General features: G+C 41.7%; 26 protein-coding genes. 6 read left to right on the top strand and 20 right to left on the bottom strand.

Annotated elements, in window-relative coordinates; translation table 11 throughout:
• Window positions 1–227 precede the first annotated feature (227 nt).
• From SNE25_RS11545 to SNE25_RS11480, 14 genes are all read right to left on the bottom strand, one after another.
• The gene (locus SNE25_RS11545) at window positions 228–1,103 is read right to left on the bottom strand and encodes an alpha/beta fold hydrolase (protein WP_321565257.1); all 876 of its coding nucleotides are present in this window, start codon (window positions 1,101–1,103) and stop codon (window positions 228–230) included.
• A gap of 280 nt (window positions 1,104–1,383) precedes the next feature.
• Entirely contained in the window at window positions 1,384–1,953 is a 570-nt protein-coding gene (locus SNE25_RS11540; protein WP_321565256.1) for a dihydrofolate reductase family protein, read from the bottom strand.
• Between the two features lie 241 nt (window positions 1,954–2,194).
• On the bottom strand, window positions 2,195–3,265 hold the full coding sequence (locus SNE25_RS11535) for a glycoside hydrolase family 43 protein (RefSeq protein ID WP_321565255.1): 1,071 nt from the start codon (window positions 3,263–3,265) through the stop codon (window positions 2,195–2,197).
• A gap of 364 nt (window positions 3,266–3,629) precedes the next feature.
• Window positions 3,630–4,061, bottom strand: coding sequence for a nuclear transport factor 2 family protein (locus SNE25_RS11530; protein ID WP_321565254.1), 432 nt, complete (start codon window positions 4,059–4,061; stop codon window positions 3,630–3,632).
• Between the two features lie 92 nt (window positions 4,062–4,153).
• A complete protein-coding gene (locus SNE25_RS11525) occupies window positions 4,154–5,020 on the bottom strand; it encodes a helix-turn-helix domain-containing protein (RefSeq protein WP_321565253.1) in 867 nt (288 codons plus the stop codon).
• Between the two features lie 54 nt (window positions 5,021–5,074).
• Window positions 5,075–5,473 carry a hypothetical protein gene (locus SNE25_RS11520; RefSeq protein ID WP_321565252.1) on the bottom strand — a complete coding sequence of 133 codons (399 nt, stop codon included), beginning with the start codon at window positions 5,471–5,473 and terminating at the stop codon, window positions 5,075–5,077.
• Between the two features lie 236 nt (window positions 5,474–5,709).
• Window positions 5,710–7,107 carry an FAD-binding oxidoreductase gene (locus SNE25_RS11515; protein WP_321565251.1) on the bottom strand — a complete coding sequence of 466 codons (1,398 nt, stop codon included), beginning with the start codon at window positions 7,105–7,107 and terminating at the stop codon, window positions 5,710–5,712.
• Between the two features lie 215 nt (window positions 7,108–7,322).
• Window positions 7,323–8,411, bottom strand: a complete 1,089-nt coding sequence (locus tag SNE25_RS11510; RefSeq protein WP_321565250.1) for a nickel-binding protein — start codon at window positions 8,409–8,411, stop codon at window positions 7,323–7,325.
• Between the two features lie 311 nt (window positions 8,412–8,722).
• Window positions 8,723–10,042: a TolC family protein gene (locus SNE25_RS11505; protein WP_321565249.1), complete on the bottom strand. Its 1,320-nt coding sequence runs from the start codon at window positions 10,040–10,042 to the stop codon at window positions 8,723–8,725.
• 4 nt (window positions 10,043–10,046) lie between these two features.
• Window positions 10,047–13,157, bottom strand: a complete 3,111-nt coding sequence (locus SNE25_RS11500) for an efflux RND transporter permease subunit (RefSeq protein WP_321565248.1) — start codon at window positions 13,155–13,157, stop codon at window positions 10,047–10,049.
• Window positions 13,158–13,169: 12 nt separating this feature from the next.
• A complete protein-coding gene (locus SNE25_RS11495) occupies window positions 13,170–14,204 on the bottom strand; it encodes an efflux RND transporter periplasmic adaptor subunit (RefSeq protein ID WP_321565247.1) in 1,035 nt (344 codons plus the stop codon).
• A gap of 14 nt (window positions 14,205–14,218) precedes the next feature.
• Window positions 14,219–14,632 carry a ferredoxin reductase domain-containing protein gene (locus SNE25_RS11490; protein WP_321565246.1) on the bottom strand — a complete coding sequence of 138 codons (414 nt, stop codon included), beginning with the start codon at window positions 14,630–14,632 and terminating at the stop codon, window positions 14,219–14,221.
• Between the two features lie 85 nt (window positions 14,633–14,717).
• The gene (locus tag SNE25_RS11485; RefSeq protein ID WP_321565245.1) at window positions 14,718–15,308 is read right to left on the bottom strand and encodes a Crp/Fnr family transcriptional regulator; all 591 of its coding nucleotides are present in this window, start codon (window positions 15,306–15,308) and stop codon (window positions 14,718–14,720) included.
• A gap of 94 nt (window positions 15,309–15,402) precedes the next feature.
• Window positions 15,403–15,810 carry a helix-turn-helix domain-containing protein gene (locus SNE25_RS11480; RefSeq protein ID WP_321565244.1) on the bottom strand — a complete coding sequence of 136 codons (408 nt, stop codon included), beginning with the start codon at window positions 15,808–15,810 and terminating at the stop codon, window positions 15,403–15,405.
• A gap of 91 nt (window positions 15,811–15,901) precedes the next feature.
• On the opposite strand from SNE25_RS11480, the gene SNE25_RS11475 reads away from it, so the two are divergent.
• The 4 genes from SNE25_RS11475 (at window position 15,902) to SNE25_RS11460 (ending at window position 18,666) form a co-directional block, all read left to right on the top strand.
• Complete coding sequence (locus tag SNE25_RS11475) at window positions 15,902–16,735, top strand: CPBP family intramembrane glutamic endopeptidase (RefSeq protein WP_321565243.1); 834 nt, start codon at window positions 15,902–15,904, stop codon at window positions 16,733–16,735.
• A gap of 157 nt (window positions 16,736–16,892) precedes the next feature.
• Window positions 16,893–17,477, top strand: coding sequence for a Crp/Fnr family transcriptional regulator (locus SNE25_RS11470; RefSeq protein ID WP_321565242.1), 585 nt, complete (start codon window positions 16,893–16,895; stop codon window positions 17,475–17,477).
• Window positions 17,478–17,537: 60 nt separating this feature from the next.
• Window positions 17,538–17,987, top strand: a complete 450-nt coding sequence (locus SNE25_RS11465) for a carboxymuconolactone decarboxylase family protein (protein ID WP_321565241.1) — start codon at window positions 17,538–17,540, stop codon at window positions 17,985–17,987.
• Between the two features lie 31 nt (window positions 17,988–18,018).
• Complete coding sequence (locus SNE25_RS11460; RefSeq protein ID WP_321565240.1) at window positions 18,019–18,666, top strand: HD domain-containing protein; 648 nt, start codon at window positions 18,019–18,021, stop codon at window positions 18,664–18,666.
• 115 nt (window positions 18,667–18,781) lie between these two features.
• Here SNE25_RS11460 and SNE25_RS11455 read toward each other — a convergent pair whose 3' ends face one another.
• On the bottom strand, window positions 18,782–19,783 hold the full coding sequence (locus tag SNE25_RS11455; RefSeq protein WP_321565239.1) for a nitrilase-related carbon-nitrogen hydrolase: 1,002 nt from the start codon (window positions 19,781–19,783) through the stop codon (window positions 18,782–18,784).
• A gap of 503 nt (window positions 19,784–20,286) precedes the next feature.
• Here SNE25_RS11455 and SNE25_RS11450 point away from each other — a divergent pair.
• Together SNE25_RS11450 and SNE25_RS11445 are read left to right on the top strand one after the other, a co-directional pair.
• On the top strand, window positions 20,287–22,101 hold the full coding sequence (locus SNE25_RS11450; protein WP_321565238.1) for a glycoside hydrolase family 2 protein: 1,815 nt from the start codon (window positions 20,287–20,289) through the stop codon (window positions 22,099–22,101).
• Between the two features lie 159 nt (window positions 22,102–22,260).
• The gene (locus tag SNE25_RS11445) at window positions 22,261–22,827 is read left to right on the top strand and encodes a dihydrofolate reductase family protein (protein WP_321565237.1); all 567 of its coding nucleotides are present in this window, start codon (window positions 22,261–22,263) and stop codon (window positions 22,825–22,827) included.
• Window positions 22,828–22,964: 137 nt separating this feature from the next.
• Here the strand turns inward: SNE25_RS11445 and SNE25_RS11440 are convergent, their stop codons facing one another.
• From SNE25_RS11440 to SNE25_RS11420, 5 genes are all read right to left on the bottom strand, one after another.
• Entirely contained in the window at window positions 22,965–23,492 is a 528-nt protein-coding gene (locus SNE25_RS11440; RefSeq protein ID WP_321565236.1) for a DinB family protein, read from the bottom strand.
• Window positions 23,493–23,711: 219 nt separating this feature from the next.
• Window positions 23,712–24,221 carry a VOC family protein gene (locus SNE25_RS11435; RefSeq protein WP_321565235.1) on the bottom strand — a complete coding sequence of 170 codons (510 nt, stop codon included), beginning with the start codon at window positions 24,219–24,221 and terminating at the stop codon, window positions 23,712–23,714.
• A gap of 218 nt (window positions 24,222–24,439) precedes the next feature.
• Window positions 24,440–24,940: a hypothetical protein gene (locus SNE25_RS11430; RefSeq protein WP_321565234.1), complete on the bottom strand. Its 501-nt coding sequence runs from the start codon at window positions 24,938–24,940 to the stop codon at window positions 24,440–24,442.
• Between the two features lie 224 nt (window positions 24,941–25,164).
• On the bottom strand, window positions 25,165–25,686 hold the full coding sequence (locus SNE25_RS11425) for a dihydrofolate reductase family protein (RefSeq protein ID WP_321565233.1): 522 nt from the start codon (window positions 25,684–25,686) through the stop codon (window positions 25,165–25,167).
• A 210-nt stretch (window positions 25,687–25,896) separates the two neighbouring features.
• On the bottom strand, window positions 25,897–26,652 hold the full coding sequence (locus SNE25_RS11420) for an SDR family oxidoreductase (RefSeq protein WP_321565232.1): 756 nt from the start codon (window positions 26,650–26,652) through the stop codon (window positions 25,897–25,899).
• Window positions 26,653–26,720: the final 68 nt, after the last annotated feature.

The raw sequence follows: 26,720 nt of genomic DNA, 5'->3' as shown, positions 1-26,720 counted from the left end.
TCGGTGCCCAGCCGACATGACAATAAGTGAAATCGCCTGCGAACTTGGCTTTGCCTATTGCAGTTATGCATTATATTTTTATTAATCTGACTTATCGGCTATTCCATAAAGCCGCTATTGATCGTTTTAGTTTTAAATGGTACGCTACCTGAACTCCGGTTTCTGTTATTGATATCATCAGGTTCATTTCATTTTTCGCCTTATTCTTTGCCTCTATCAGAATCTTCTTACTTTAAAAAACTATCCAGATAGCCCAATATTGTTGGTGTTTGCTTCATCAGGCTTACATGGCTCTGTGCAGGAACTATGGCCAATTGCGATTTTGGCATTGTTCCCAAATCAGCAGCAACAGCGCCTCCTAATAATTTATATGTTTTTATCAATTCAATTTTATCCAGTCCGTCATTATCACCGGATATGATTAATACAGGCGCAGAAATTTTCGAAATATTGGAGTCACCGAAGTCAAATGGAGTCTGAGCATAAGCAATCATCTGTTCTAAGAACTTTGTCCATTTTGTTTTATCAGGTGCTACCGCATCGTATGCTGCTTTCATAGGGCTATTTGCAAATAATTCAGGCTTCATGCCTTTAAACGCGTTATTTATTTCGGGCATCCAGCCGGTACTTTTATAAGTAGAAGAAATAATCACTAATTTTCTTACCCGTTTAGGGTATTGTATAGCAAACTTGTAAGCCACAGCGCCGCCGAAGCTATAGCCTGCTACATCGGCGCTGTCAATTTTCAGGTAGTCCATTACGCCTGCCACATCACTTGCCAGAGTAGCGTGGTCTAATTTTCTGTCTGAAAACTGCGTATGTCCGTGTCCCTGCAATTCAATGGCAATTACCTTCCTGGTTTTTGACAGCTCAGGGATCAATTGGCCCCAGTTCATATTAATTGTCATAAAGGCACCATGCAGTAAAACTATAGGCTTGCCCTCGCCATATACCTCGTAATAAACTTTGATGCCGTTAACAGGTGCGTAGCCACTATCGGAAGGTTTGATTTGTTGTCCGTTTGATCGGGATGCTGCAAACAGAATGATTGTAATTAGCAGTATCGATTTAAGGGGATTAGGTGTTTTGAATAAATTTTTCATAACAGTATTTAAGTTTAGTTTGAATTTAATTGACAATACAAAGATGGGAAGCGCTTTAGGATTAGATACTGTGTAAAAACGACAACTTTGGGGGTAAATTCCGACAAAACATTACCCGCCGTTTTACCGGAGATAAAGCTTTGCAGTTTTACGGGTGGTACAGTACAAAAGCCCTGATACATGTTGGTATCAGGGCTTTTGTTTTTGATGGCAGACAGCCGGGGCAAATCGATAATAATAGACCCGCGGTTCGCTCAACCGCCAACATCTCGGCGAAAGATTATTTTTTCAGCGGCCCAACGTGCTTATAAGTGTTTAAGAGCAAACCCGTGGAAGTAGTCTTCGAGTCAACAAAAGCAAGTTCCCGGGCGTTAATACTGTCCGCCAATAAGCGTTTACCCCGGCCAAGCAACACCGGGTAGGTAATGAGCACAACCTCGTCGGCCAGTCCCTTGTCCAGCAACACGGACGTTAGCGTCGCACTTCCTACAACGATCAGGTCGGGACCATCCGTTGACTTGAGATCGCGAATCGCCCCTATAATATCCTCACCCAAATCCCGCACCGGGCCCCATTCCAGGCTGTCGGGCCGGTGGGTTGCGATATATTTAGTTGCAGCATTTATAGCATTTGCCATTGGGAAATCTCCGGCATTAGGCCAAAAGCCACTAAATATATCGTAGGTATGGCGGGCAAGCAGCAGGTCAAAATTTGGTCCGTATGCCTCAAAAAGCATTGCCGCCCCGGCAGGGCTTCGATAGGGTGTTGTCCATGCGCCATAGGTGTAATCTCCGTCATGTTCAATCACGCCGTCAAGCGAGATATGTTCAAATATCCTGATCTTTCTCATTTTGATTTATTGGTTTAATGTTTGTATAAAGGTAAAAGAGACGGTATACACGCACAAGGGGAAATCATGACAAATTGAGGGGCATTTTGCGACGATTCTTATTTTACTCGCTTATTATTATGGTAATAATCGATACATCAAAATGGTTATAGATCAAGCCAACAGTTACACACACAAGCGTCCTGCTCGCGTGTTTGGTTTCAACCCATCGCTTGTTTCAGATAGTTTGACTTTATTGTAGCTATTTGCTATTGGGGAACGCGTTTTGCAGCGCTTTTGCTTCAGCGGCTGTTAACCGCGACAGGCTGCCATGCCGGGCATCGGGCGGCAGTGCTATGTCATTCTCAATAGTCCAGTGTAATAAATCGGGCGATGATGAAATGCCATATTTGTCGGCCATGGGGTAGTCATAGTACAACAACCATCCCTCAGGTTTTATAGGATCTGGCGTAACACTGGGGCCCTCGGTAATTGTTGGTGCAATTTGTCCATCATTTAACGGGCCCTGGTAAACGGTGTATGGCCCTTCCAGGTTTTTTGAGGTGGCAACACGGATGCCCCTGCGCTCGCCTGTTTTTACGCCAAATTCTTCTTCTTTGTGAAACAGGTAATAGGTTCCGTTATGCTTTATCAATGTGCCGTCTATAACGGAATAAGGAGGCGCGAAAAGTACTTTTGCCTGGGTAAAGGTTTTCCAATTGCTTGTTTTGCAGTACCACAGGCGGCTCTCCTGCCAGCCCTCGCTTTTAAAGGTCGACGACCAGATGAGGGTGTACTCCCTGGTGGCCTCATCGTAAAAATATTCGGGCGCCCAGATATTATTTACCAATGCGCCAGATTCGTCACGTACATCTTTCATCAGGGGCAGATATCGTTTAAACTGCCAATGCCTAAGATCTTTAGATGTAGCATAAATACAGCTCGGGCCAAACATTTTGCGGTCGGGCGCGTCTTTGCCCCCACCTGTTGCTACCAATCGCCAAAGACCATCAGGGCCCTTATGGATAAACTGATCGCGCATGTGCCGGTCCCATATCGGTTTGTTATCGTTTAAAGGCGTCCAGTGGCGGCCGTCTGCTGATAGGGCAATATGCAACTGCGCTACAAGCATAGGATCAGGTAAAGGCACCTCAACGGTTTTCCCCTGGGCGTCTATCTCAATACGGGTAGGATAACGCTGACGAAAGTAGGTAAGCATCCACATGTCCTTATTTTGGGCCTGGGCCTTCTGCAACGCGGCGGTCAGCAAAGTACATAATAGCAATACGGTTAGTTTTGCTGATTTCGGAAATGCAGGCATAAGTGTTTTCATGTAATTGGCTTCATGAGGTAGTTAAACCAGGGCAAAATAAAAATAAACATTTTACTACGGCCAATTTGTAATAAAGCTGATACGCATACATAGCGAATAACCTCAAACAGGACGCTTAGGGTAGCGCGCGTCAGCAAATGAACATATTCAAGTAATTGATTATCAAGTGTTCACATTTGTTCACGGCGTTCACGGGACTGTGAACATGAACATGAACAATATGGGCCCGGAATAAAACGGGAAAGATGATCTGGACTTCTATTACTCAAGTAATTGTTTAGCTGTTTATTGGGTATAAACAGGCTCTATTATTCATAAATTAAATGAAGCCTGTGGGTAGCCACAGGCTTCATTTTAAGGTTGCTCATTTGAATACGGAATATACTTCGGTAATTTTCCAGCCGCCTGGTGTATTAACCATGGTTACATAGTTGGTTCGCGTTAAGTCCTGATAATACATATCAATTTTTGCGACTACCAGTTCTTCGCCATTACTTGCAACCGAGGTATCTACTGCACAGTTTTGATCGTAACCCTGGGTTTCCAGTAATGAAGTTAACATTTCGGCCTTTGAATAGCTCAGCATGTTTTTACCTCTAAGCAGAATAAATTTAGCGTTTTGATCAACTGTCGATTCAAAATCACTGATAAGGCCATGAGCCATAGCCCGTACATAAGTATTAACTACGTCTTTAATGGTGAGTGATTTTTCGTCAGTTTTAACAGGTGCGGCTTTTAGTGCAACAGAACCGGTTAATAAAACCAGGCTCAATGTTAGTGTTCTTAGAATTTTCATGATTTTTAATATTTTTAATAATTACAATACAAATGTATAATACTGTAACAGAACGAGTTTTGCCTGAAAGTCCAGAAAATTGACTTAAAAGTTCAACAAGCCAATAACCACTTTTTCTGACACCGCGGAGTTATTCCAAAACGATCATGAAACACACGACTGAAATGAGAGAGACTTTCAAATCCGCATTCAAAAGCAACTTCGCTAACGGTTTTGTCTGTATTGGTTAATAAGTTCATGGCATGATTAAGCCGTTTTTCAATTAACCACTTACCGGGAGTGCTTTTAAATTGTTTTTTAAAATCCCTTTTAAAAGTTGACAGACTCCTGTTACTTAACTCGGCAAGTTCCTCCAGTTTTAAATTGAAGCGATAATTATTTTCCATCAGTTTTTGCAGGGATACCGCCTGTGGTTCATGAAGCAGCGAGCAAAAGAACGACAACAATTCGCTGTTACGGGAGTTGCCGGCGAGCGTTAAAACCAGTTCCCTGAATTTAACTTCTATAAGTGATGGATCGGGTTCGCGGCCACTTTCAAAAAGTAATAGCATAGATTGAAAGAAAGCTTTTACCGGCGTGTCAGTATAAATTGGCATAACCGGTTCATACCTTTCGCCAGATTTATAAAGCGGAATTGTTTTGGTTTTTAGCACATCACAAATAAAGTCGTCTGGCAAAAAAAACATCACCAGGCAAAATGTTGCATCAAAAAATTGCTCGATAATAGAAGCCCCTTTCCTTACAAATACACAAGAATCTTTATTTAATTCATAGCTACCGTGGGCGGTATGCCATATCTTGCGTCCCTCCATCACATAAATGATATAGTTATGCTGGCTCCAAATTTCCTGTAACTTTGATTTTAACGGGCAGTTATACAGCGTTATTAAGCTTTTCCCGTATTTAAATTGGCGATAACCTCCAGGGTCATTCACCTTTTTATTATAAATATTAAGCATCGCAAACGATTTTAAATTTTTGATATTCCTTAAAGTATCCGTATTAATTTCCGCTCACTGAAAGGGAAATTCAATGAGTTTGAACGACTCTCCTGCCCGGCAGACATCCAGGTGCGAAGAATTACCCACACCTTCGATAACATACCGGAAGCCGGCAGCTAATTCAGAACCATCATCATCCGGGACTTTTTTTTCAAAAACCAGCTTTTGTGTGGAATCAGGAATGTCCTTTATTTTCATTACAGCAAGCGTAGAATCGAAAAGAACTTTCTTATGACTTTTGATGAATAAAGAGAATGTAATGTTATGGTTATTATCTGAGTTGTCTTTTTTGGCATATAATTCAAATCTGATTACCCGGTTGGATAATGGATTATTGACAGATTTTTCTTTGGAACATGATAATTGCAGTAAAATTATCACTGAAACCAAAGCCATCTTTATAGCTTTCATTTTGTGTAATTTGGTTTTTAAATCAGGTACAACACGTTCAAAAAGAGTGATCGTTACAGACCACATCTTTTTTGAACGGCAGAAAATTGATTGAGGTTATAATATCAGATATCGATACCTTTTACAGGGATCGATATCTGAACGGGTATTCATCGCAATAAGATAAGAAATGGGTTTGCGATGCAGAGGTGACGTAGGGTTCGAAAAGCTTAGGGAATCTTTTTACAGGTTTAACATCAGTTACTCTCAGCCGGCAAAATATTTTGATTAACCCTGAAAAAGTTATCCGGATCATATTTACCTTTAATTTTCGTCAAACGTTCGTAATTACCCTTATAACTTGCTTTAATGCGATCCTGCCCCTCGTTCATGATGAAATTCAGGTAAGCGCCGCCGGCAGAAAAAGGATGCAGGGCGTCCCAATAGTTTTTACACCAATCGGTTATTTTATCTGCATTCGCCGGATCAGGATCAACTCCTACAATTACCCCGGCATACTTTGCATCTCTGTAAGCCCACGGTGTAGCGTCATTAGCAACACGCGCGGCAGCTCCGCTAAGCGGGTACATGTGCATTTGAGAAAGCGGGGTCGGTATGGCCGATCCAAATTCTAAATGCTTAGCTCTCGCCTGTTCATTGATATCGTTATAGAAATCAGCTCTCCAATACCATTGTAAACCCGGAGGGAGCATACCGTCAAACATTTGCTGAATTGCCGGATAAGGCATTTCGCCAAGATGTTGAAATATTGGATTCATGGCAAGCACCGGTTTAAACGCTTCTTCGGCTTTTTCTAAATCGCCTGAGTAGCACCAGATGATTCCGCAAAATTGCTTAAGATGAAGTTCTTCCGGAAATGGCGGACCGGGAATGGTAAGTGTGGCAATAAACCCGTTGAGCTCGTTGGGAGCATTATGAATAAAATTATGGTACCATTCCATAATTTCTTCTGTTTTTTCTATCGGCCATAAGGTTGGCCCTCCAAAAACATTTTTAACCGGATGGGCCTGGAATTTAAATGAAGCAACTATCCCAAAATTGCCGCCGCCACCGCGGATAGCCCAAAACAGGTCGGGATTTTGGCTGGCATTTACAGTAACTACTTCACCATTTGCTAATACCATTTCGGCCTCCAGCAAATTATCAATTGTAAGGCCATGTTTTCTGGCAAGATATCCAATTCCACCGCCAAGCGTTAACCCGCCCACTCCGGTTGTTGATATGATGCCGGCAGGCACAGCCAGGCCATATTGGTGGGTAACGGCATCAACTTCTGTCCACACGTTTCCACCTCCAACTTGAACGGTCTTGTCTGTTGCGTTAACGTGTACAAACTTTATTCCCGACAGGTCAATAACCAAACCGTCATCAACTAAACCCAAGCCACCGCCATTATGCCCTCCTCCCCTAACGGCTACCAAAAGATTATTTTCCCTGGCAAAATTCACTGCTTTTACAACATCGTCAACATTGCGGCACTTAACAATTACCCCGGGACGTTTATTAATCATTCCGTTGTACACTTTACGTACCTCATCATAATTAGGGTTTTGAGGAAGCGTAACTTCACCTTTAAATTCTCCGCTGAATTTTTCAACAACAGACGGACTTAAGTCTTTAACTAAAACTGGCATAATTTTGTATTTAATGTTTAAAAGAGTTAATTATCCCTAATAAAAATTCTTGCAGGCACATGCAATTAACCGGTTGTTCTTTTAAGTAATTTTATCAGGCTTATTTTTCTTCAAAACTACGTGCTAACAAAATTCAGGACTATAAATTTTAGTTCAATTAGTAGCAATTTTGGTTCAAATGAATTATCTAAACTCTACTTATCTATAACAATTGTTCAGTTTGAGTAGCTGGAAGGCAGATAGTTATACTTTTTGTGAAAGCATTTTGAGAAATATGACGGACTGTTAAAACCCGTTTCAAAAGCTATTTCCGAAATATTCGAGGTGTTTTTATTTAATAATACTAAAGCCTCATCCAATCTATAGTCTCTAATAAAAGTATTAGGCGATTTGCCTGTAAGTAAAATTAATTTGCGGTACAGCTGAGATTTGCTGCACCCTACCGGTTTACTAAAATCATCAACTTTTAAATCGGTATTATTCCACTTTAGTTCGAGATATTCCATTAACAGTGTTAAAAACCTTTCATCCTGTTTTGTGAGGCAATATATATTACCTTCATCTAAGGCTTTGGCATTCTCACTATTGTATAGCTCTTTAACTTCTGAGGATGCTATGATCTCTCCCTGAACAACCCTGCACATTCGTTCGGCTAACTTAATGGCATCTTCAAAAATCAGGTTTTTCTCAGACACCGGTACTCCCGAACTCAATCCTATTTTCAGATTAATTTTCTTTACTGTTTTATCAGGATCTTCTTTAAGTAATAATTGGATTTTTTGAGCAGCATGCAAAGCGTAAGTAACCGATTTAAATGAAATCAAAAAATGCTTTTCATTCTGTTTAACAACACTCCCTTCAAATGACTTTAATATCTCCACAATCGCGTTGTGATAATAGTTTAACAATGATTTAAACTGGTCTGACCTGGAAAGCGCCGGAAACCCATCTAAACCTATGATCATGATGATTCGGAAAGCAGGGTCATTTATAATATTTAATGTCGTATTCTGGGCTTTAACAGGATCTCCAATGCGGCCCAAAAATGATTCAACCACACTCGTATCTACTTCTATAACCATGTGCGGCACATCCCCGTGCGCTTTCGCGTGCATCTTTTTAATGGCATCGGCATCCGGCGCTTCTATTAAACAAAATGCGGTTTTTCTTTGGTCGTCAAACCAATAAGTTAGCCCCCTGCACAAGAATTGTCCCTGAATTTTTAAATCTTCCTGGTGTATCTGTGCTACGTTCTCTGCTGTAACCGTTTCGGAAACATCATGTCGGTCCATGAAAATTGGCATACAGGAATAGTTTTAAATGGTGAATTCAAACTGCTCGCAGATAAAGTATATTAAAAATAAGAATTTTTGCTTGCTAAACATATAAAGGAACGCAACCTAAAATCAACATCACAAACTATGTATCAGACATTTAACATATTTGGATTTTCTAAGGAACATTTACCTTTAGCACTTTATTTGACAGCAAAATATGTAAATGAAATTGTATACCATTTTGTGATAAACTATTAAATAACAATACTCATAAAAGCGAACACTTAATTATATTATCAGCAAAAAATCATTTGTAAGCGTGTTAACAAGCAGAATTTTCACTGCCCTGCTAAAATTTTCAGATCTGAAACAGCCATCCGGTATGATAACTGTGCCGAATACATATCAGCACGGGCCTTAGCCAGTAATGCCTTTGTGTTGAGCAAATCGGCCGATTTGTTGAGACCGGCAGCCTGCTTATCATCCTGTATCTTTAATTCCTCCTGCCGGTAACTCACAGCCTTTTGCGCAGCAGCAACTAATGCCTGCGCCTGATTTACTTTCCTGTGTGCTTTTTTAATATCGTTACTTACCTGCAGTTCTGTGTTGATAAAATTCTCTTCTGCCTGCTTTAAGCCAAATCGCCTTTGCCTGGTTATTTGCTTATTTGAAAATATACTTTGCAGGTCCCACTTCAGGCTGAGGCCAACATAAGTATTGTTGACCGGTAGTAATGCATTGCCGAATTGGTGCGCGTACCCTCCAATCAATCCGAGTTCGGGAATATTACTTTGCCGGGAAGACTTTATACTCAACACAGCCTTTGACTTATTCAGGTTGGCTATTTGCAAATCAACATTTGAATTTTTAGCGGCATTTTGGTATTCCTCTACAGTTTGCATAGCAGGAATGTCTGGTTCAATTTCTTTTAACTTTATATCGGTTGCGATAATACCGGTAATGGTGATTAAATCGCCGGTGTAATCCTGTACCTGTATGTTCAATTTTAGTATATTTTGCTCCTCATCGGCAATGTTGGCTTGCAACCCCGCTTTATCAGCGGTAACCGTTTTACCGGCCCGCAAAGCATTTTCAACATCCTGAAGTTTTGATTTAGCTAATGCCAATGCAGCATCAGCTTCTTCCAAACGCTTTTGTGTTATCAGTATTCCATAGTAAAGTTGTTCTACTGTCTGTTTTATTTGCAGCGTAATTTTAAGCCGGTCTTTCTCTGTCAACAGCACATCGGTTTTAGCTACTTCTACACCTGTTTTTATTTTTGCCTGTTGTGTAATGGGCTGATAAGCCATTATCCCTATCACTGAGCTATTGTTCTGGCCCACCGTGAAACTCTTATCAGTACTGGGGCTTGATTGGCCGATTAAACCTGCAGGGATGGTCAATTCTCCTAAACTAAAACTATGCAGATAATTCCCGCTCAAAGTTGTTGAAGGGTACCTTTTAATTTTATCTTCTTCAATTTTTGCCTGTTTCTCTTTTATCTGCCACATTTTAGTAACAAGCGCATGATTATTCCGTAAAGCAGAATCGGTCAGTTGCTCCAGGGAATAAGTTGGCACATCCTGCGCCTTTAGCGATAGGGTGCACCACATGAAATATACCATAAGCGGTAAAACGAATTTTATTGTAAGTTTCATTTGATTAAGAATTTAATGATTTTTCTATTGAACCTGGTTTTGACTTAATCCACTTTATGTACAGTACAGGTACAGATATCAGAGCCATTGCCATACTCCACACCACGCCAAATGCCAGCACACTTGCAAGCGGCGCCCACATTGGCGACCCCGAGATGATCATCGGCAATACACCAATCGCCGCTGCCATTGCCGTAAGGAAGATTGGCCGCAGACGCCTTTTCCCCGATTCGACAGCCGCTGTTTTAATATCAAGGCCATGTTCAATGAGCTCGTTGGTATGGTCAACCAGGATGATCGCGTTTCGTACTACAATTCCCGACAACGCGATGAGCCCGATAAAAGCAGTGAAGCTGAAATAGTTCCCGGTAACAAACAGCCCCAATATGGCGCCGAACAGGCTTAACGGAATACTGAACATTACTATAGCCGTTTCTTTAAGGTCCCTGAACTGAAACAGCAGGATGAAAAATATAAGCACCAGGCTAACGAGCAATGCTGTAATCAACTGACCCAAGGATTCCTTTTTATTGAAATCCTCTCCGCCATATTCAATGTGGTACCCGCTTGGCAATTGCAGGTTACTTATTGCGGGCTGTATAGCAGCCAACAATTCTGAAGGGAGAACATCATGGGTGGTTTCGCTTTGTACGGTGAGTGTTCTTATCCCATTGCGATGCATAATACGACCGCTTTGCCATTGGGGAACTAAATCTGCGATTTGCCTTAACGGAACATTTGCTCCGGTAACGGGCGATCTCAAATATGTATTCTGCAAGTCGCCGGTTGTTTGCCTGCTTTTTTCGTCAAGCCTCAACGCAATGTTTACAGCATCATTACCCTCATATATAGTAGAAATCGCTGCTCCGCTAAAACCGGTGTATACTGATTGTGAAATGCTTCGTGTGGTATAGCCCAGGCGACTGGCTTCTTCTTTTAACTTTATACCGATGCCGTAATAATCTTCGGCAAAATCGTTTCTTACAAAACGGCTGCCCCTTGCTTGCTTCACAATATCACTTACCTGTTCGGCAATGGTTTTTAGATGGTCAATATCCTCTCCAACAATCCTGATCTCAACAGGTGCCTTCAGCGCTGAGCCTTGCTGCATCAGCTTTACATAAGTTGTGCCCTCGGGTATCAGCTTTCCCACCCTGGCGCTTAGTTCTTCAGCAAGTTCTTCCGTAGTTTCCTCTGTCGTGGTGTTTATCAGTATTTGTGCATAATTGTTTGTAGCAAACTCCGGCGAGAAATTATAATAAAACCTGGGCGAAGCGGTGCCGGTAAATGTGGCGTAAGACACGATCCGCTTATCATGCTTTATCAATGTTTCAGCCCTTAAAATCGCTTCATTTGTTTTTTCCAGCTTTGTTCCCGTTGGCATCCATAATTCTACAACAAACTGGCTTCTTTCTGCCGCAGGAAAAAACTGCTGCCTTATACCGCCTGAAAACAGTAATCCCGCCAGGACAATAGGTATCAGGCTACCGATAATAGTAATTGATGGATGTTTTACGCACCAATCCAACAAGGCATTATATCCATTCTGCATGTAGTCGAGCAAGGATTTCTTTTGCTTCCCGGGAGACTGATGATCTGCTTTGTCCCTGGCAGGATCGGCTTTTTCGTGCAGACCTTTTTTGATAAAAGTATAACAAAGCAAGGGTGTCAAAACCATCGCCACAAAAAATGAAGAGGCCAGGGCAACAGCGACAGTAACAGGCAATGCGAAGATAAATTCGCCCACAGTACCGCTTATTAAAACCATCGGCATAAATGAGGCAATGATTGTGACAGTAGCCGCCAGCACCGGCACTACCAGATCATTGGCGCTGCGCCACGCGGCGGTCCATCGTTCAACACCTTCATCCAGCAGTTCTACATAATTGTCGGCGATAACAATAGCATCGTCAACTACCATCCCCAGCACCAGGATCAAAGCTGCCAGAGACACCTGATGCAATTCAATGCCAAGGGCGTGCATCACCGCAAAGGTCACTGCCACGGTCATAGGGATGGCCATTGCGGCTACAGCTGCAATGCGCAGGGGCAACAACAAAACCACTACAATAATTACTGAAATTATGGCCAAAAAAAACTCCCTGATGAAGTGTGAAATATTTTCGTCTACCACCTGCGGCTGATTAACGATAGTAGTGACTTTAACATCTGAAGGAATTACTTTTCTGGCTTCCTCTATTTTCCGCTTAACTTCTTCACCGAATTTTACAATATTATTCCCTTCCTGCATCTGAACAGAAAGCATCATTGCCTTGTTGCCATTTACCGTAATGATACTCTGGGGTTCTTTATAATCTCTTTTCAACGTGGCCACATCACCCAACTTCACTACCGACCCCGACGCCGAGGTTCCCAATACCTGGTTGGCCAGGTCTGTTTCGGTACTGTAATAGCCATTGGTATAAAGAGGGGCTTTGTTGCTATTTGTTTTTACCTCACCGGTTGCATTGATGCTGTTTTGTGACTGCAATAATTGAACAACCTGTTGTGCATTAACGCCGTGCTGAGACAATTTTTCAGAGGTAGAAGACACCACAATTTCTTCTTGCTGCTCCCCTATGCGTTTTATTTTAGAAGCGGCGGGCAGTGTACGCAGGTAGTCCTCCAGCTTTTGAGCATACTGTTTTAGCTCCTGGTAGCTGGCGTTATTGCTTTCTAAAGCAATGACAAGGGCTTCGGTATCTCCAAAATCGGAATTAACAACGGGCCCTTTTACCCCTTCGGGCAAATCGAGCTGTTTTGAAGTAAGCAACTGATGACGAAGCTTGCTCCAGAATATATCAGGCTGCTTTACCCGTTCTGTGAGTTCCACGTTTACCACTACTTCTCCATCCTTTGTGGTAGAATAGGTTTTAGACTTATCTACCTCCTCATATTGGAAAAGATATTGTTCCAGTTTTTTGGTAACCTGGTCTTCTACCTGCACAGAGTTTGCACCGGGAAAATAAGCTACTACCAAACCTTGTCTGATGGTGATTTTGGGGTCTTCCCTGCGCGGCATATTTAATAAAGAATCTATACCCACAGCAAACAGCAGGAACAATACCGACAATGTGACGTGCTTGTACTTCAGCGATGTTTTTATGATATTCATTGTCGTAATTATTTAATTGATTGAGATTAATGAGCCATCAGATAATTTTTTCTGGCCGTTTATAACAATGGTTTCTGTACCGATAAGACCAGATACAATTTCGATCCGGTTTTCAAACATGCTTCCAAGGCTCACTCTGCGTTTAAAGGCCTTATTCTGGGCCCTGTCAACTACAAAAACATAGCTTTGGTTGGCCATATCCTGCTGAATACATTCGGCCGGTAACAAGATCGCCTGCTTTTTATTGCTGCCGGCAATCCGTGCATCAGCGATCATGCCTGGACGGATCAGCAAGCCTGGGTTTTCCACTTCGATTTTAATACCGAATGCCCTGGACGTAGCATCCGCAGCAGAACCAACCTCTGTTACTTTACCCGCAAATGTTTTACCCAGGGCAGCAACGTATACATTTGCCATTTGCCCCAGTTTCACTTCATGCAATTCCGCTTCGGGAACATAGGCCTGCACTTTTACCTTCCTGATATCAGATACCACGAACAAAGGCATACCCACACTCACTATCTCTCCTTCTTCAGCTTGCTTTTTTAGCAGTACACCGCTAATGGGAGAATATAGCCTGGTATCGCTCAGGTTTTTTTGCTGCAGTTGCTGTTGCAGCCTGGCTTGTTGCAGGGAGAAGCTTATTTTTGAAAAGTCGGCTTCGCTGAGGCTTTTTCCTGCATGCAATATTTTTAAGCGATTAAATTCATCGGTTGTAGAACCGAGCTGCACATCGGCCAGCTCTTTGGCAATAGCATAATTGGTAGGTTCAAGGCTCGCGATCAATTGTCCTTTTGAAATATTTTCGCCTTCCCTGGCCAATTCATAATTGATTTTGCCGGCCACCATAAAACCTAAATTCACGGTGGTATAGCCTTCTATGTTACCGCTTACCGCTACTTCGGCATTAATGGGTTTCGGTTTAACTTCTTCAGTTTTTACAGCAATGGCAGCAGGAGTACTGCCAGATGCCGGTGTTGTACGGTTCTTGCAGCTAACGGCAAGAAACAGGACAACAAGTGCAGGGAAAAATATGGGTCGTTTCATTTTTTTTGATTTTATTATTCTGTAAAAAATTGTTCTTGTATTTGTACTTTCTCGATGCCCAGGAAAGACAGTGATGCTTTAATTTTTTCGACAAAAGCTTCGTTACCCGAAATCGTAAATTGCATTTGCTGCATGGTATTTGAATTCAGGATAGCCTCAATATCCTCTTGCCGAATATTACAGTGGCCCGCAGATCCCTTTGAATGGTAGCTTACGAATAACTGAGCGGGAAAATGTTTTTGCAGTATTTTAAACTCCTTTTTAAAAAGGTGCTGTTTATTTAGAGAACAATAAAACAGGGAGATATGCTGGTATTTCACCTCGGCCAACCTGCTTTTTAAACCATAGAAGATGGATGCAACACCTAAATCATCTGCGAAAAACACATGATGCACACCAAAATCCTGAATAGAAATAAATGCTTGCATAATCTGATAATTTGATAATACAAAGCACGTAACAACCCTCGAGAGCGTTTTTAATCTATCTTAAAAAATGAAATTTGTTGGGAAACTATTTTTTGCCCCTTATTACGCTCAGCGTTTGCTGCGTGATACCCAAATAAGATGCAATATGCCCGAGGGGCGCTCTTAACAGGATATTGGGATAGTTGTCGGTAAAAATTTTATAGCGCTGCTCGGCGGTTTGGAACTGCAGTGAAAAAAGCCTGTCTGAAAATCGTTTTAACATATCAATAGTCACCAGAAAAGAGAAGGTTCTGAACGCTGTAATTTTATCAAACAAATCAGTAAATTCTTTATAATGAATTATCCGCAAGGTTGAATCCTCCAGAACCTCCCTGCCATAGGGGTCGGGGTTATTAAAATAAACGTTTTCTACAGACATGGTAAAGTTGTTCTCGCCAAAGAAGAAATGCGTAATATCCTTTCCGTCCCGATTGATGTAATATAACCGGATCAAACCTTCTTCTACAAAATAAATTTTCGGCGACCTGTTATCAGGCTGTACAAGATTAGTGCCTTTAGGATAAAATTCCTTTTTGAATGCAGCATTGATCACCGCACATTCTCCTGCGTTTAATTTTATCTTAGATTCGATATGTTGAATCAGGTCCATAGCCCATAGTTCTGTAAATGAATACATTACGAATACTGCGGAAGATGTAATATAAATATATGAAATATAATTTTATTAGTAAATTCCATGGGTAACGGGCAGCGACGGAACGGAGAAAGATTTATCGCCAAATAATCAGCATAAAAATCGTATATACAACTATAACCCCGGCAACATATAGTGAAAGCTCAAACTGAGTTTCGGGGAAGGTAGGCGATTGGAATACAAAAGCACAGGCCAGCAGTATTAGTAAAAAAGCCAAACCAAATGTTAGTACCAGTTTTTGATGTTGGTTTAACTTACGGGCGGCAATGTGTTTAATGGGTTCCTTCTGATCTAACTCAAAACCAAGTTGAGTAGCCAGCGTTTTTAGGGTATATGTGCGGGGCCATACCTCGGCATTTTCAATACGCTGTATAGACCTCAGGCTTATACCTGTACATTCAGCAAGCTCTTGCTGCGTAAACTTTTTTTGTAAACGATGTTGCCTGACCAGACGAGCAAGTTCCTGTACATTTTTGTGTTCCATTAGCTGATATTTATGACACTATAATACGCCATTAACACGACATTTTGAAATGGCGGCCGCCTTTTAAATATTCCCCCAATATATTTGCTGCATGAACAAACCGATCACACCTCTCTCCGAAAATCCATCTGCAGCTATTATTAAAAGTATGCTTTTTATAGCTCTGTTTATCATACTATTGGTTGCAGGCTCGTTTTTACAAAATCTTTCGCCCTTTCCTTTTCTCCGTTCTAAATTTATTTATGGCACCATCGGGGTAATTGCGGGATTATTGTCTGTATGGCTTTTTCAAAAAAAGGAAAACCTACCGATAATAGCAGCTATTGGCTTGAAATGGGAACGAAAAACACCGTTAAGATTTATTTATGGCTTGTTGATAGGTACGGCAATATTTATGTTCATAATGTTTGTACTGTTAAGCTGTACCCATCTGTCAATCAGGTATAGCCCCAAAACGTTTAGTATACAATCATTGTCATTGTATGCAGCGTTGGTACCGTTAGCGCTGATGGAAGAGATAGGTTTCAGGACTTATCCGCAGATAAAATTAAATAGTGCATGCGGTATCTGGGTGAGCCAGTTTATTGTGGCCATTTGTTTCGGGGTTTACCATATTTTAAACGGATGGAACATACAAATTGCCTTTTACGGGCCGTTTGTTTGGGCCTTTGTATTCGGGCTTGCAGCTTTATGGTCAGGCGGTATTGCCATGCCAACGGGTATACACCTGGCTTTAAATATTTTGCAAAATCTGGCAGGACTCAAAGGCAGTAAAGCAGCATTATGGACCATTTCTTACCCGCAGGGTGGTGCAAAAACGTTCATGGAAAACCCGGATCACATAGGTCTCGTGTTACAAGGCATAGTGCTGATAAGTGCACTAATATTGACCGGCTGGTATAAAAACCGCAATATTAAGGCCTAAAACTTATTCAACCTGTGTTATATTTTCGCGACACCACTTATTACCTTTAACCAGGAAATATTTAGCTCAATCATAAAATGGAACGCTTGCCGGAGTGAAAGATAATACCGGCCACAAAGTGATTGATTAAACTTAAGAAATTGACAACGTGATTATTATGATTAACGCGATACAACCACTGCTAACCCATATAGAAAAGATTTGTTCAATTGATACAGACAAGACAAATTTGATCGGCTCATTTCTGGAACATAAAATATGCCATAAAAAAGACCTGCTGTTAACTGAGGGGCACCGGTGTTTTGAAAAATTCTTTATTGTTAAAGGCTGTGTCCAATTATTTTACCTGAGGGCAAACGGGGCAGAACAAACGCTCGACTTTGCCTTAGAAAACTGGTGGACTTCGGATTTTACGGCTTTCCAGGATAGCATCCCTGCACAATTTTCTATCCGGGCCATAGAAGATACCGAAGTGCTATGTATCAGCGCAGATGCCCAACGCGAACTGCTTAAACAGATTCCGGAAATGAACGCGTATTTTCACCTGGTATTCCAGCGGGCATATGCAGCGTCACAGATGCGGCTAAGGTATCTTTATGAATTTTCTAAAGAAGAATTATACCTGCATTTCCTGAAGCATTTTGGGGCTTTTACACAGCGTATCCCTCAATATTTGCTTGCTTCTTTCTTAGGGTTTACACCTGAATATTTGAGTGAATTGAAGAAGAAATTTCTTTCTTAAACCAGTTTAAGCAGAAAGGCATTTATGTTTCTCACCTTTGTAAAATATAAATGAACTATCATGAGTAAAGTAATCAAACATCGTCTTGATGTATGGGCAGAAGAACCTTTATACTGGGATCTGATATCGGGAATAGACAAACGCTTATATGAATCTGCTATCCCTAAAACATTAATAGAAATTATCAAGATCAGGGTTTCACAAATCAACAAATGTGCTTATTGCATCGATTACCACACGCAGGATGCCTTAAAGAACGGAGAAACTTCCCGCCGCATATTTGCTTTATCCGCCTGGCAGGAGAGCCCCCTGTTCACTGAAACCGAACGCGCGGTTTTGGAGGTGGCCGAAGAAATTACATTTATCTTTAATCATGGTGTTTCGGACAATGCATACCAAAAGCTCCAATCTCATTTTACCCAAAAGGAAATAGCAGATATCATTATCTGTATCTGCCACATGAACTTTCTAAATCGCGTAGCTATATCAACCCAAACGGTAGCTATCTAAAAATATTTTTAATTAATTAAAAACCAATACGATGATAATTGCAGGTAAAACTATAGCCGGTATAAAAATACCCGACAGTGCAATGGCAAAACAGGCAACAGAATTATTGCGGGAACATGGCAGCGAACTTTTGTACAACCATACACTGCGGGTTTATATTTTCGCGGCCCTAAATGGCAAGCACAACAGCATTAAATATAATCCGGAACTCTTGTACGTTAGCACTATGTTTCATGATTTAGGACTAACAGCGCACTACCGCAGCTACGATAAAAGGTTTGAAGTTGATGGGGCAAATGCCGCCCGTGATTTTTTGCGCGGTCATGGCGTTCCACCGCAATCACTGCAATTGGTTTGGGATGCAATTGCCCTGCATACATCACCCGGTATTGCCGAATACAAAGAATCTGAGGTAGCATTACTCAACTATGGAGCAGCATTGGATGTCATTGGCCGGGGCTATGACCAGTTATCGAATAATGTTCGTGAGGAAATTGTTAACCAATTTCCGCGAAATGGATTAAAGAAAAATATGATAACTACATTTTTCGACGGGTTTAAACATAAGCCACATACTACCTACGGAAGTATCAATGCAGATATTTGCGCATGTATGATTCCGGGATATGAAAGAAAAGACTATTGCGATTTGATTTTGCACTCGCCCTGGTCAGAATAAGGTACAAACTAACAGAATTATCAGGTAATAACAATAAGGATTTCAAAGTCCCAATGCAAGGCAATCAGCTTGAGGCGCGGCATTTTCACCGCACCTCTTTTTATGAATTATTTGTTTACTCAGCTATATTTTGAACCTGATTAGCAATCATTTCACTACTAATCATACGATCATGTACATGAACTGCCGGGGTGCGGTCAATGTTCAGACTTAGCAATTCCGGGCGGCTATAATGACCATTGCTATCCATCAAACGCTTGCGTGCATCAATCAATGCAAAATCCAGATCGGCAATTACTTCACCTTCTCCTGATTTTAAAGGCTCACCGATAATCTGCCCATCTGGTCCTATAATCGCAGTAAAGCAACCACCAGAGATAGGGCCTATCGGGCCGCCGGTATCTTTGGCAATTTGTGCCTGTTGTTCCGGGGTTAGCCACCCCGTAGCGCATACCACAAAACATGCCGACTCCAGGGCGTGTTGGCGGACATTGATCTCTGTCTGCTCACTGTGTAATGGCCCTAAGAAAGATCCGGGATACATCGCAGAGTGTATTTGTTCTCCATCAGCGATCAGGGCATAACGGAATAACGGATTGTAATGCTCCCAGCATGCCAACTGTCCGATACGGCCCACGTTGCTATCTATGGCACGCAAACCTGATGCATCTCCCTGTCCCCATACCATTTTTTCATGGTAGGTAGGTGTAAGCTTGCGCCTGCGCTGAATCAAAGTTCCATCAGCATCAAATAGCAGCTGTGTATTGTATATTGATCCACCGTCGCGTTCGTTTACACCAATCGAAACTACCATGCCGGCCTGCCTGGCAGCTTCGCCAATAGCCTGGGTCTCGGCCGAAGGAACCACAATTGCCTCGTCCATTAAGCGTTGATGCTCTTTTCCCATAGCATACGGTGCCTGTATAAAAGAGAAATATGGATAATAAGGTATAATTGTTTCGGGGAAAGTAGCAAACTCTACTCCTTTTGCACCCAGTTCTTTAATCCTATTGATAACCTTTTCAACAGTTCCTTGCCGGCTGTACAATACAGGGCTGATTTGTACGGCAGCAACCTTTACAGTTTTTGAACTGCCTGATTTATTGAGATTTTCCATTGTCTTTGATTTTTTAATAGTTTCTATTTCCTTGTGTATTAATCAGGAAGTGACCAACGGGTTATTTATTGGACAAAAACATCTTTAAATATTCATTCCAGACGGCCACTTTCAAGATTTCTCAACTTCTAAAGCAAAGGTATTGCGGCTGCTGCCGGAAAATGCTGACGAAATAACTGAACAAGACAAAGTCAGGGACGAAACGGGCAGCCAATGTTATGATACATTCTTTTTCTTTTGGCAGAAAGACTTGCTGAACTAAATTTATCCTTTATTTAATTATAATCCTAATGATCAGCCTGTTTTAAATTACATACAAAATCGAGCCTGGTCCGGTTCCCAGGTCAACTCCGGCGCCGGGGTATATTATAAGGTGCGGTGATAACATCAACCGTGGACTGAATACTACCTACCTGATTATATGTTATTTATAGTGTCAGTTCAGTAGAATGTATAAATTTATTTTTGATATGTTTGGGCTTCCTCCTAATAAATCAATGATTATGAATAAAAGCCGGATTAACCCTGCACTCTTTCTACTATTACTCATCGTTAATTGTTCTTATCTATTTGCCCAGGCGCCTGCCCTGCCCACAACGTGGACAAAAGCGGCGATGGATGCCCCTGTACCTTTTCCGGAATACCCAAGGCCGCAGTTACAACGCAGCGATTGGATGTGCCTGAATGGTAAATGGGATTACCGGGGAGGAAATAATGTTACCAACGCACTCGATCCGGCGGAACCGGTGTCTTTTGATAATAAAGCCGAACAAATACGTGTTCCGTATTGCCCGGAATCGGTATTATCCGGCATTCAGCGTAAACAGGAGATCAATATGTGGTACCGCCGCAGTTTTGAAATCCCGGCCACCTGGAAAAACAAGCAGGTAGTTATCCACTTTGAAGCTGTGGCCCACAGTGCAACATTATTTGTGAACGGACATAAAGCGGGCACCCATGCTGGCAGCTATGATGCCTTCAGTTTTGACATAACACCCTATTTAAAAAATGGGAAAAACACACTGGTAGTTGCGGCTTATGATCTGAATGATGGCCGTGTGCCATCCGGTAAAAATGGCCCGCGCGGAGATTATACCTTCTGCTCCGGAATATGGCAAACCGTATGGTTAGAACCGGTAAATAAAACGTACATCGAGAACATCCGTTTGCTGCCCGACCTGGCTAACAACAGGCTAAAAGTACAGGTGAGCACCAAAGGTCAAGGAAAAGTAACTGCGGCAGCGCTTGATGGAAACAAGCTGGTTTCACAGGCACAATCAACAAACGGCACTTATTTTTACCTGCCCATTAAGTCGCCAAAGCTTTGGTCGCCTGACGATCCTTTTTTATATGACCTTACCATCAGCCTGGAAGATGCTCATGGCAATATTACCGATAAGGTAAAAAGCTATTTCGGTATGCGGGATATTAAATTAGGCAAGGTTAATGGCGTTAACCGGCCTTTGATTAATGGTAAGTTTATGATGCAGCTCGGGCTGCTTGACCAGGGCTATTGGCCAGACGGTATACTAACCGCCCCAACAGAAGAGGCGCTCAAGTTTGATATCCAGTTTACCAAAAATGCTGGCTACAACCTCATCAGAAAGCATATGAAAACTGAGCCGCAGCGGTTTTATTATTGGGCCGATAAACTGGGATTACTAGTTTGGCAGGACATGCCGGCAATATGGTACCAAAATGAAGATACCACCAAAACACGCACCCAATTCAGAAAAGAGCTAAAAACCCTTATTGATCAGCATTACAATTCTCCATCTATAATCACCTGGGTGCCTTTTAATGAAAACTGGGGGGCGTTTGATGTAAAGAATATTACCAGTTGGGTGAAGCAGTACGATCCGTCAAGACTTGTTAATGGTAATTCTGGTTTTAACAATAACCCGAGTTATCAGAAAGCCTATGGCGACCCCGGAAATGGAGATTATGTAGACACCCATATTTACGTGGGCCCTTATGGCGCCTCAGTACCCGACGAACACCGGGCAGCATCATTAGGCGAATTTGGCGGAGTAGGCTTGTTTGTGCGTGACCATATGTGGCCCGTAGCAAATAATGCTTACGACTATGAACCAACCAAAATGAGGTTAACAGACAGGTACGTATTTTTACTGGATGAAGTGGAACAGCTGATGAAGTACAAAGGCCTGAGTGTGGCTATCTACACGCAAACAACCGATGTAGAACATGAAGTTAATGGTGTGCTTACTTATGACAGGGCCGTTGAAAAAATGGAGATGGAAAGGGTTAAAGCAGTCAATGAAGCCGTTATCAACGAAAGTTATAAACTGACGCCTTAGATCGTTTATGACGAAAGATCCCGTTGCGGATACCTCTCATCTGCTTTCTTTTTGCGCAAATCACCTCTTGTTTTGTCGTGATCATACCCACCATAACATGTATGGTTTGCAGATATTTGTGATAGAAAGAGACATAATCAATTTTTAAACACAATTACTATGAGAAAATTAAAATTACAGGTACAAATGACCCTTGATGGGTTTGTAGCAGGGCCGGAAGGCCAGTTAGATTGGATGTGGGCTTCCGGCGTGCCGGACGAAGCCGGTATGCAGAAAGTAATTGAGCTGGCTGACAGCTGTGATACCATTTTACTGGGACGCAAGATGACACGGGAATTCATCGATTACTGGGAAAATGTAGTTGACACCCAACCCGACAGCCCGGAACAGCCTTTGGCGCAACGAATGGTAAATATGCACAAGATCGCTTTCAGCCGCACACAAACATCCATTAAAGGCAGGAATCTGGAAGTAGAAAACGGAGATCTGGCAACAGCAATACAGGCGCTTAAAGCAGAACCAGGCAAGGATATTATGGTTTATGGAGGGGCCAATTTTGTGAGTTCGCTGATAAGCCTGAACCTTATTGATGAATATTATATTTTCAGCAACCCGATTGCCATCGGGAACGGGCTTTCCATTTTTAAGGAGAAAAAACTCCTGAAATTAGAAAGCTCTACATCATATAAAGGTGGAAAAATACTTAATAAATACCTACCGGTATAGGCTGGGCTCAACTTATATCCATTCAAAAAAGTGATAGAATTACGCAAGCACAGCAGTTTAATCCCTGCTATGAATACAAAGCCCTGATAAATGACATTATCAGGGCTTTAGCATTATTCAACTCAGTAGCGCTATTCCTAAAATAGTTTTTCTTGTGGTGGTTTGACGCCTGCCAGCCTAAGATATACAGTGGTTTGCCCTCTATGATGTGTCTGATGTTCAAAAGCCTTAGCCAACGCCGTGTTTTTAGACATTTCGAAGTTTCCAAACAATTTGATGTTTTCATTCAGTTGTGCACCTGTCATCTTTTTGATGTTATCGATCACAAAGTCGTAGCTGCCCAGCACCAGTTTGGTCACATTAGCTTTGGATTTATCGCTGCTCTTTTCCAATTCTCCCTGACCAAAAGGGCTTTTCATGCCTGTAACTGCCGAAGTGAAACCATAATTGGCATCTGCCAGGTGCAATAATTGCTCCGCAAAAGACCGCATTTCGGGAGTAGGCTTTAAAGCATAACCACTATCGGGCATTGCATCCAGATATTCTTTGGTGTAAGCCTTCGCCCTTTCCCATTCCTTTACCAGATCGGCTACTTTTACCTGTGCATTGGCCAATTGACTGCCCATGATTAGGTACAGTACAACTGCTAAACTTTTAAGTTTCATAATTTTTGGTTTTTAAAGTGAGTATTTAGATTTTTCTTTTGCTTTTGATAAATTTACTCTTTTTTCAACTTTTTCGGTTTAGGATTGAATAAAAAAGCCTCACATTTTCTGTGAAGCTTTTGCTTTTAAAACCTGGTATTTTTTAAAAAACCGGTTCTCTGATTTACATCTTATTACAACAATTTGGGATTTGCCATTGGCACTCGAACCATTTTAACCTCACCTACCCTTCTGCATTTGTTCTATGGCGGCCCAACCTTCTGGCGTGATACCCATAATTTCGGTAGCTACGCCCAGCGTTTGGTAGGTATCAAAAAAAGCCATCCGTGCAATCGGGTGGTCCACTTCGCTCATGACCGCATAACCTTGTTCGCGCAGATCGTTGGTGACCTGATTGAAATCGCTAACCGGCAAACGGAAGGCTATATGCTGTATGCCGCCTGCCGGACATTTGGCAAGGTAGTCATGAAAGATGCTTTGGCCGGAAAGAGGCTGAATAAGCTCAATGAAGGTACCTCCGTTATAGGTTTGCGTAGTTAGGCAATCGCCTGCCACAACCTTGCTATAATAGGTCATGTTCAAATCCTGTGCACAGAAATGCTCCGGCTCCGGAAAGCCCGCGATGCTCAGGGCGTTCGACAGAAATTTTACGGCGACGTGGATGTCCGGGACTACCCAGCCAATTTGGGCCAGTTCAAGCCCGGCGATGGTATTGTTGATACTTTTCATTATTATTTCCCATTAGTTTAATGATAAACAAAGTTAAACCAACAAGGTACGGATATCGGGGGCAATCACGCCAATATGAGGGGCACTTTGCGACTGTTTGCATGGGAAGGTACATTGTATGGTGTGGTGATAACACCGGCCATAGGCTAAGTCCAAATAAAAAGTCCGCGGGATATGAACTCTCCGTGGACTTATACTTTGTATCAAACGTAAAAAATCTATTCCAGGTCAGGTGTTGCCATTAATTCGCAACCGGTAGCAGCGGTGATAGTTACATTATGAAATGTATATCCCCCACCATTCACGTAGCAATCAGCATAATCCTTGTCAGTTCCATCCGGAAGTACTAAATAATGAAAAGGATAGGTGCTGTCTGATGTTGTAAATGTAATATCATAAGTACCTTCAGCCACATTTCCTAAATTTTCATAACCGTCAATATTATCCCATGAGTGATAATAAGGCGTCGAAAAACTATATACCTCATGACCATTCTGGCTAAAAGTAATTATCCAGTCGGTATCACGCCAATCTTGCGACATGGTAAGGTTACAGGGAACATCAGTAAAATTTGTCGCCTTAGTAGGTGCAATATCCTCAAAGGAATAATAAGCCGTAATTGCTCCCTGTTTTTGAGCCGCATCTTTTGCCTGCACAGTTCCACATACTAACGCACATAAAATCAGTACCAAAGGCATCATTAAATTTTTCATTTTCATAATAAATTGTGTTGTTAAATTGGTTTATATACCAAATATATGCGGTTAATAAAGCGGAATTATATAAGATATTATCCTGAATATATAATATTTTACCCTTATTAAATAACACATTTTATTATGAAAATAAATAAACTTAAGCTTCCCGCAGCCTGGTTATGCCCGGCTTTAAACCTCTGCTCATATTGCAGCAGGATGCTTGTTGTAATGGATTTCTCTATTTTTTATCTTGTGTAATACAGCAAAACCACCCCACAAGGAAATGGCTTGCATTTCTTAAGCTTCAGTTGTACATTATTTTTGAGGGGGTTGAAAATGGTTTTTCCACCTCCAATAGCTACAGGGTTTATAAGCAGATAAAATTCATCAATTAATTCATGTTGAATTAACGATGATACGAACGAATCACCGCCATAAACAATCATATCTTTGCCTTTTTTCTTCTTCAAGGTTTTTATCTCATCTGTAATGTCGCCTTTTGCGATGATTGAATTGTCCCACTTACTGGTCTTCAATTTCTTTGAGAAAACAATTTTGGGTATATCATGCAATGGTCTTCCAATGTTGTAAAAGTCGTCGTTATGGTTCCCGGCTACCTTTTCCCAATACGGAATAAAGCCCTCAGCTGTCTTTCGTCCAAGTACAATGGAGTCTACTCTTTTAAGGTTATCAATACTGAAATTTGTCATTTCATCATCCCATTTGTCGCCAAGCAGAATATTCATTTGTAATTTTAATTTCCTCATGCTGATGTGTTTTAAAATTAAAGTGATATTCCAAAGATACATGCTCAAATGTAGCATAACAGGGTATAATTACGACATGATAACGTGATGCTTATGACATTTTAAGAGGTAGATTATCAAGGGTCTTATTTTCCCCGGCGGTCTGAAACTATAGACATAGTATGTCCGAAGTCAAAGACTTTCGGACATACTGGCGAATTTATATGTGTTCTATCGCTGATTTTCAGGTATTGCAATCCAATCCGCGTAAAGTGTTTCGCCCAGGGAAACCGCTTTTTCTGGCGCTAAAGTATCAGCAGTAATTAGTGCTCCCGAATATAGGGCATTGGCATCAGCTGATACCTCGTAATTTTTGTGGGTGGCCTGCAAGTATTGGTTCACCCATGCCGACATGTCGAATTTTTCGGGTCCGCCTATTTCCAGGATTTTATTAGCAGGTTTTCCTAATGCTGTTTCGGCCATAAAAGACGCCACATCTTTGCTCGCAATAGGTTGAATGTTGGCTGCGGGTACTATAACTTTCCCATCGACCATACCCATTTGAACAATACCTCCCGCAAATTCAAAAAACTGTGTGGCATGCACTATGGTATAAGGGATCCCCGAAGCCTTGATCATATCTTCCTGAACTTGTTTAGCACGGAAGTAACCGCTGTCCTGTAGTTTTTGAGTACCTACTACTGATAAAGCAACGTGATGCTGTACCCCTGCGGCTTTTTCTGCAGGCAACAGGTGTTCGTTAGCGGTTTTGAAAAAGTTCATGACCGCAACATCCTCAAAAGAAGGTGAGTTGGATACATCTACCACTACATGCGCGCCTTGCAATACTTCAGCTAAACCTTCGCCGGTGAGCGTATTGACACCATTATTGGGTGAAGCTGCAATTACCTCGTGTTCAGTTTTTTGTAATTGATTTACTACCTGGCTACCTATGAGGCCGGTACCGCCGATAACAACTATTTTCATGGCTTATATTATTTAAGGTTAATTGTATAATACAAAGATGGCCATGGTTGGTGCCGGAAAAACTTAAG

It is taken from the genome of Mucilaginibacter sabulilitoris (assembly GCF_034262375.1).
Lineage (GTDB): Bacteria > Bacteroidota > Bacteroidia > Sphingobacteriales > Sphingobacteriaceae > Mucilaginibacter > Mucilaginibacter sabulilitoris.
Note: the sequence above shows the minus strand (reverse complement) of the source record. Positions and strands in the feature narration are given on the sequence as shown.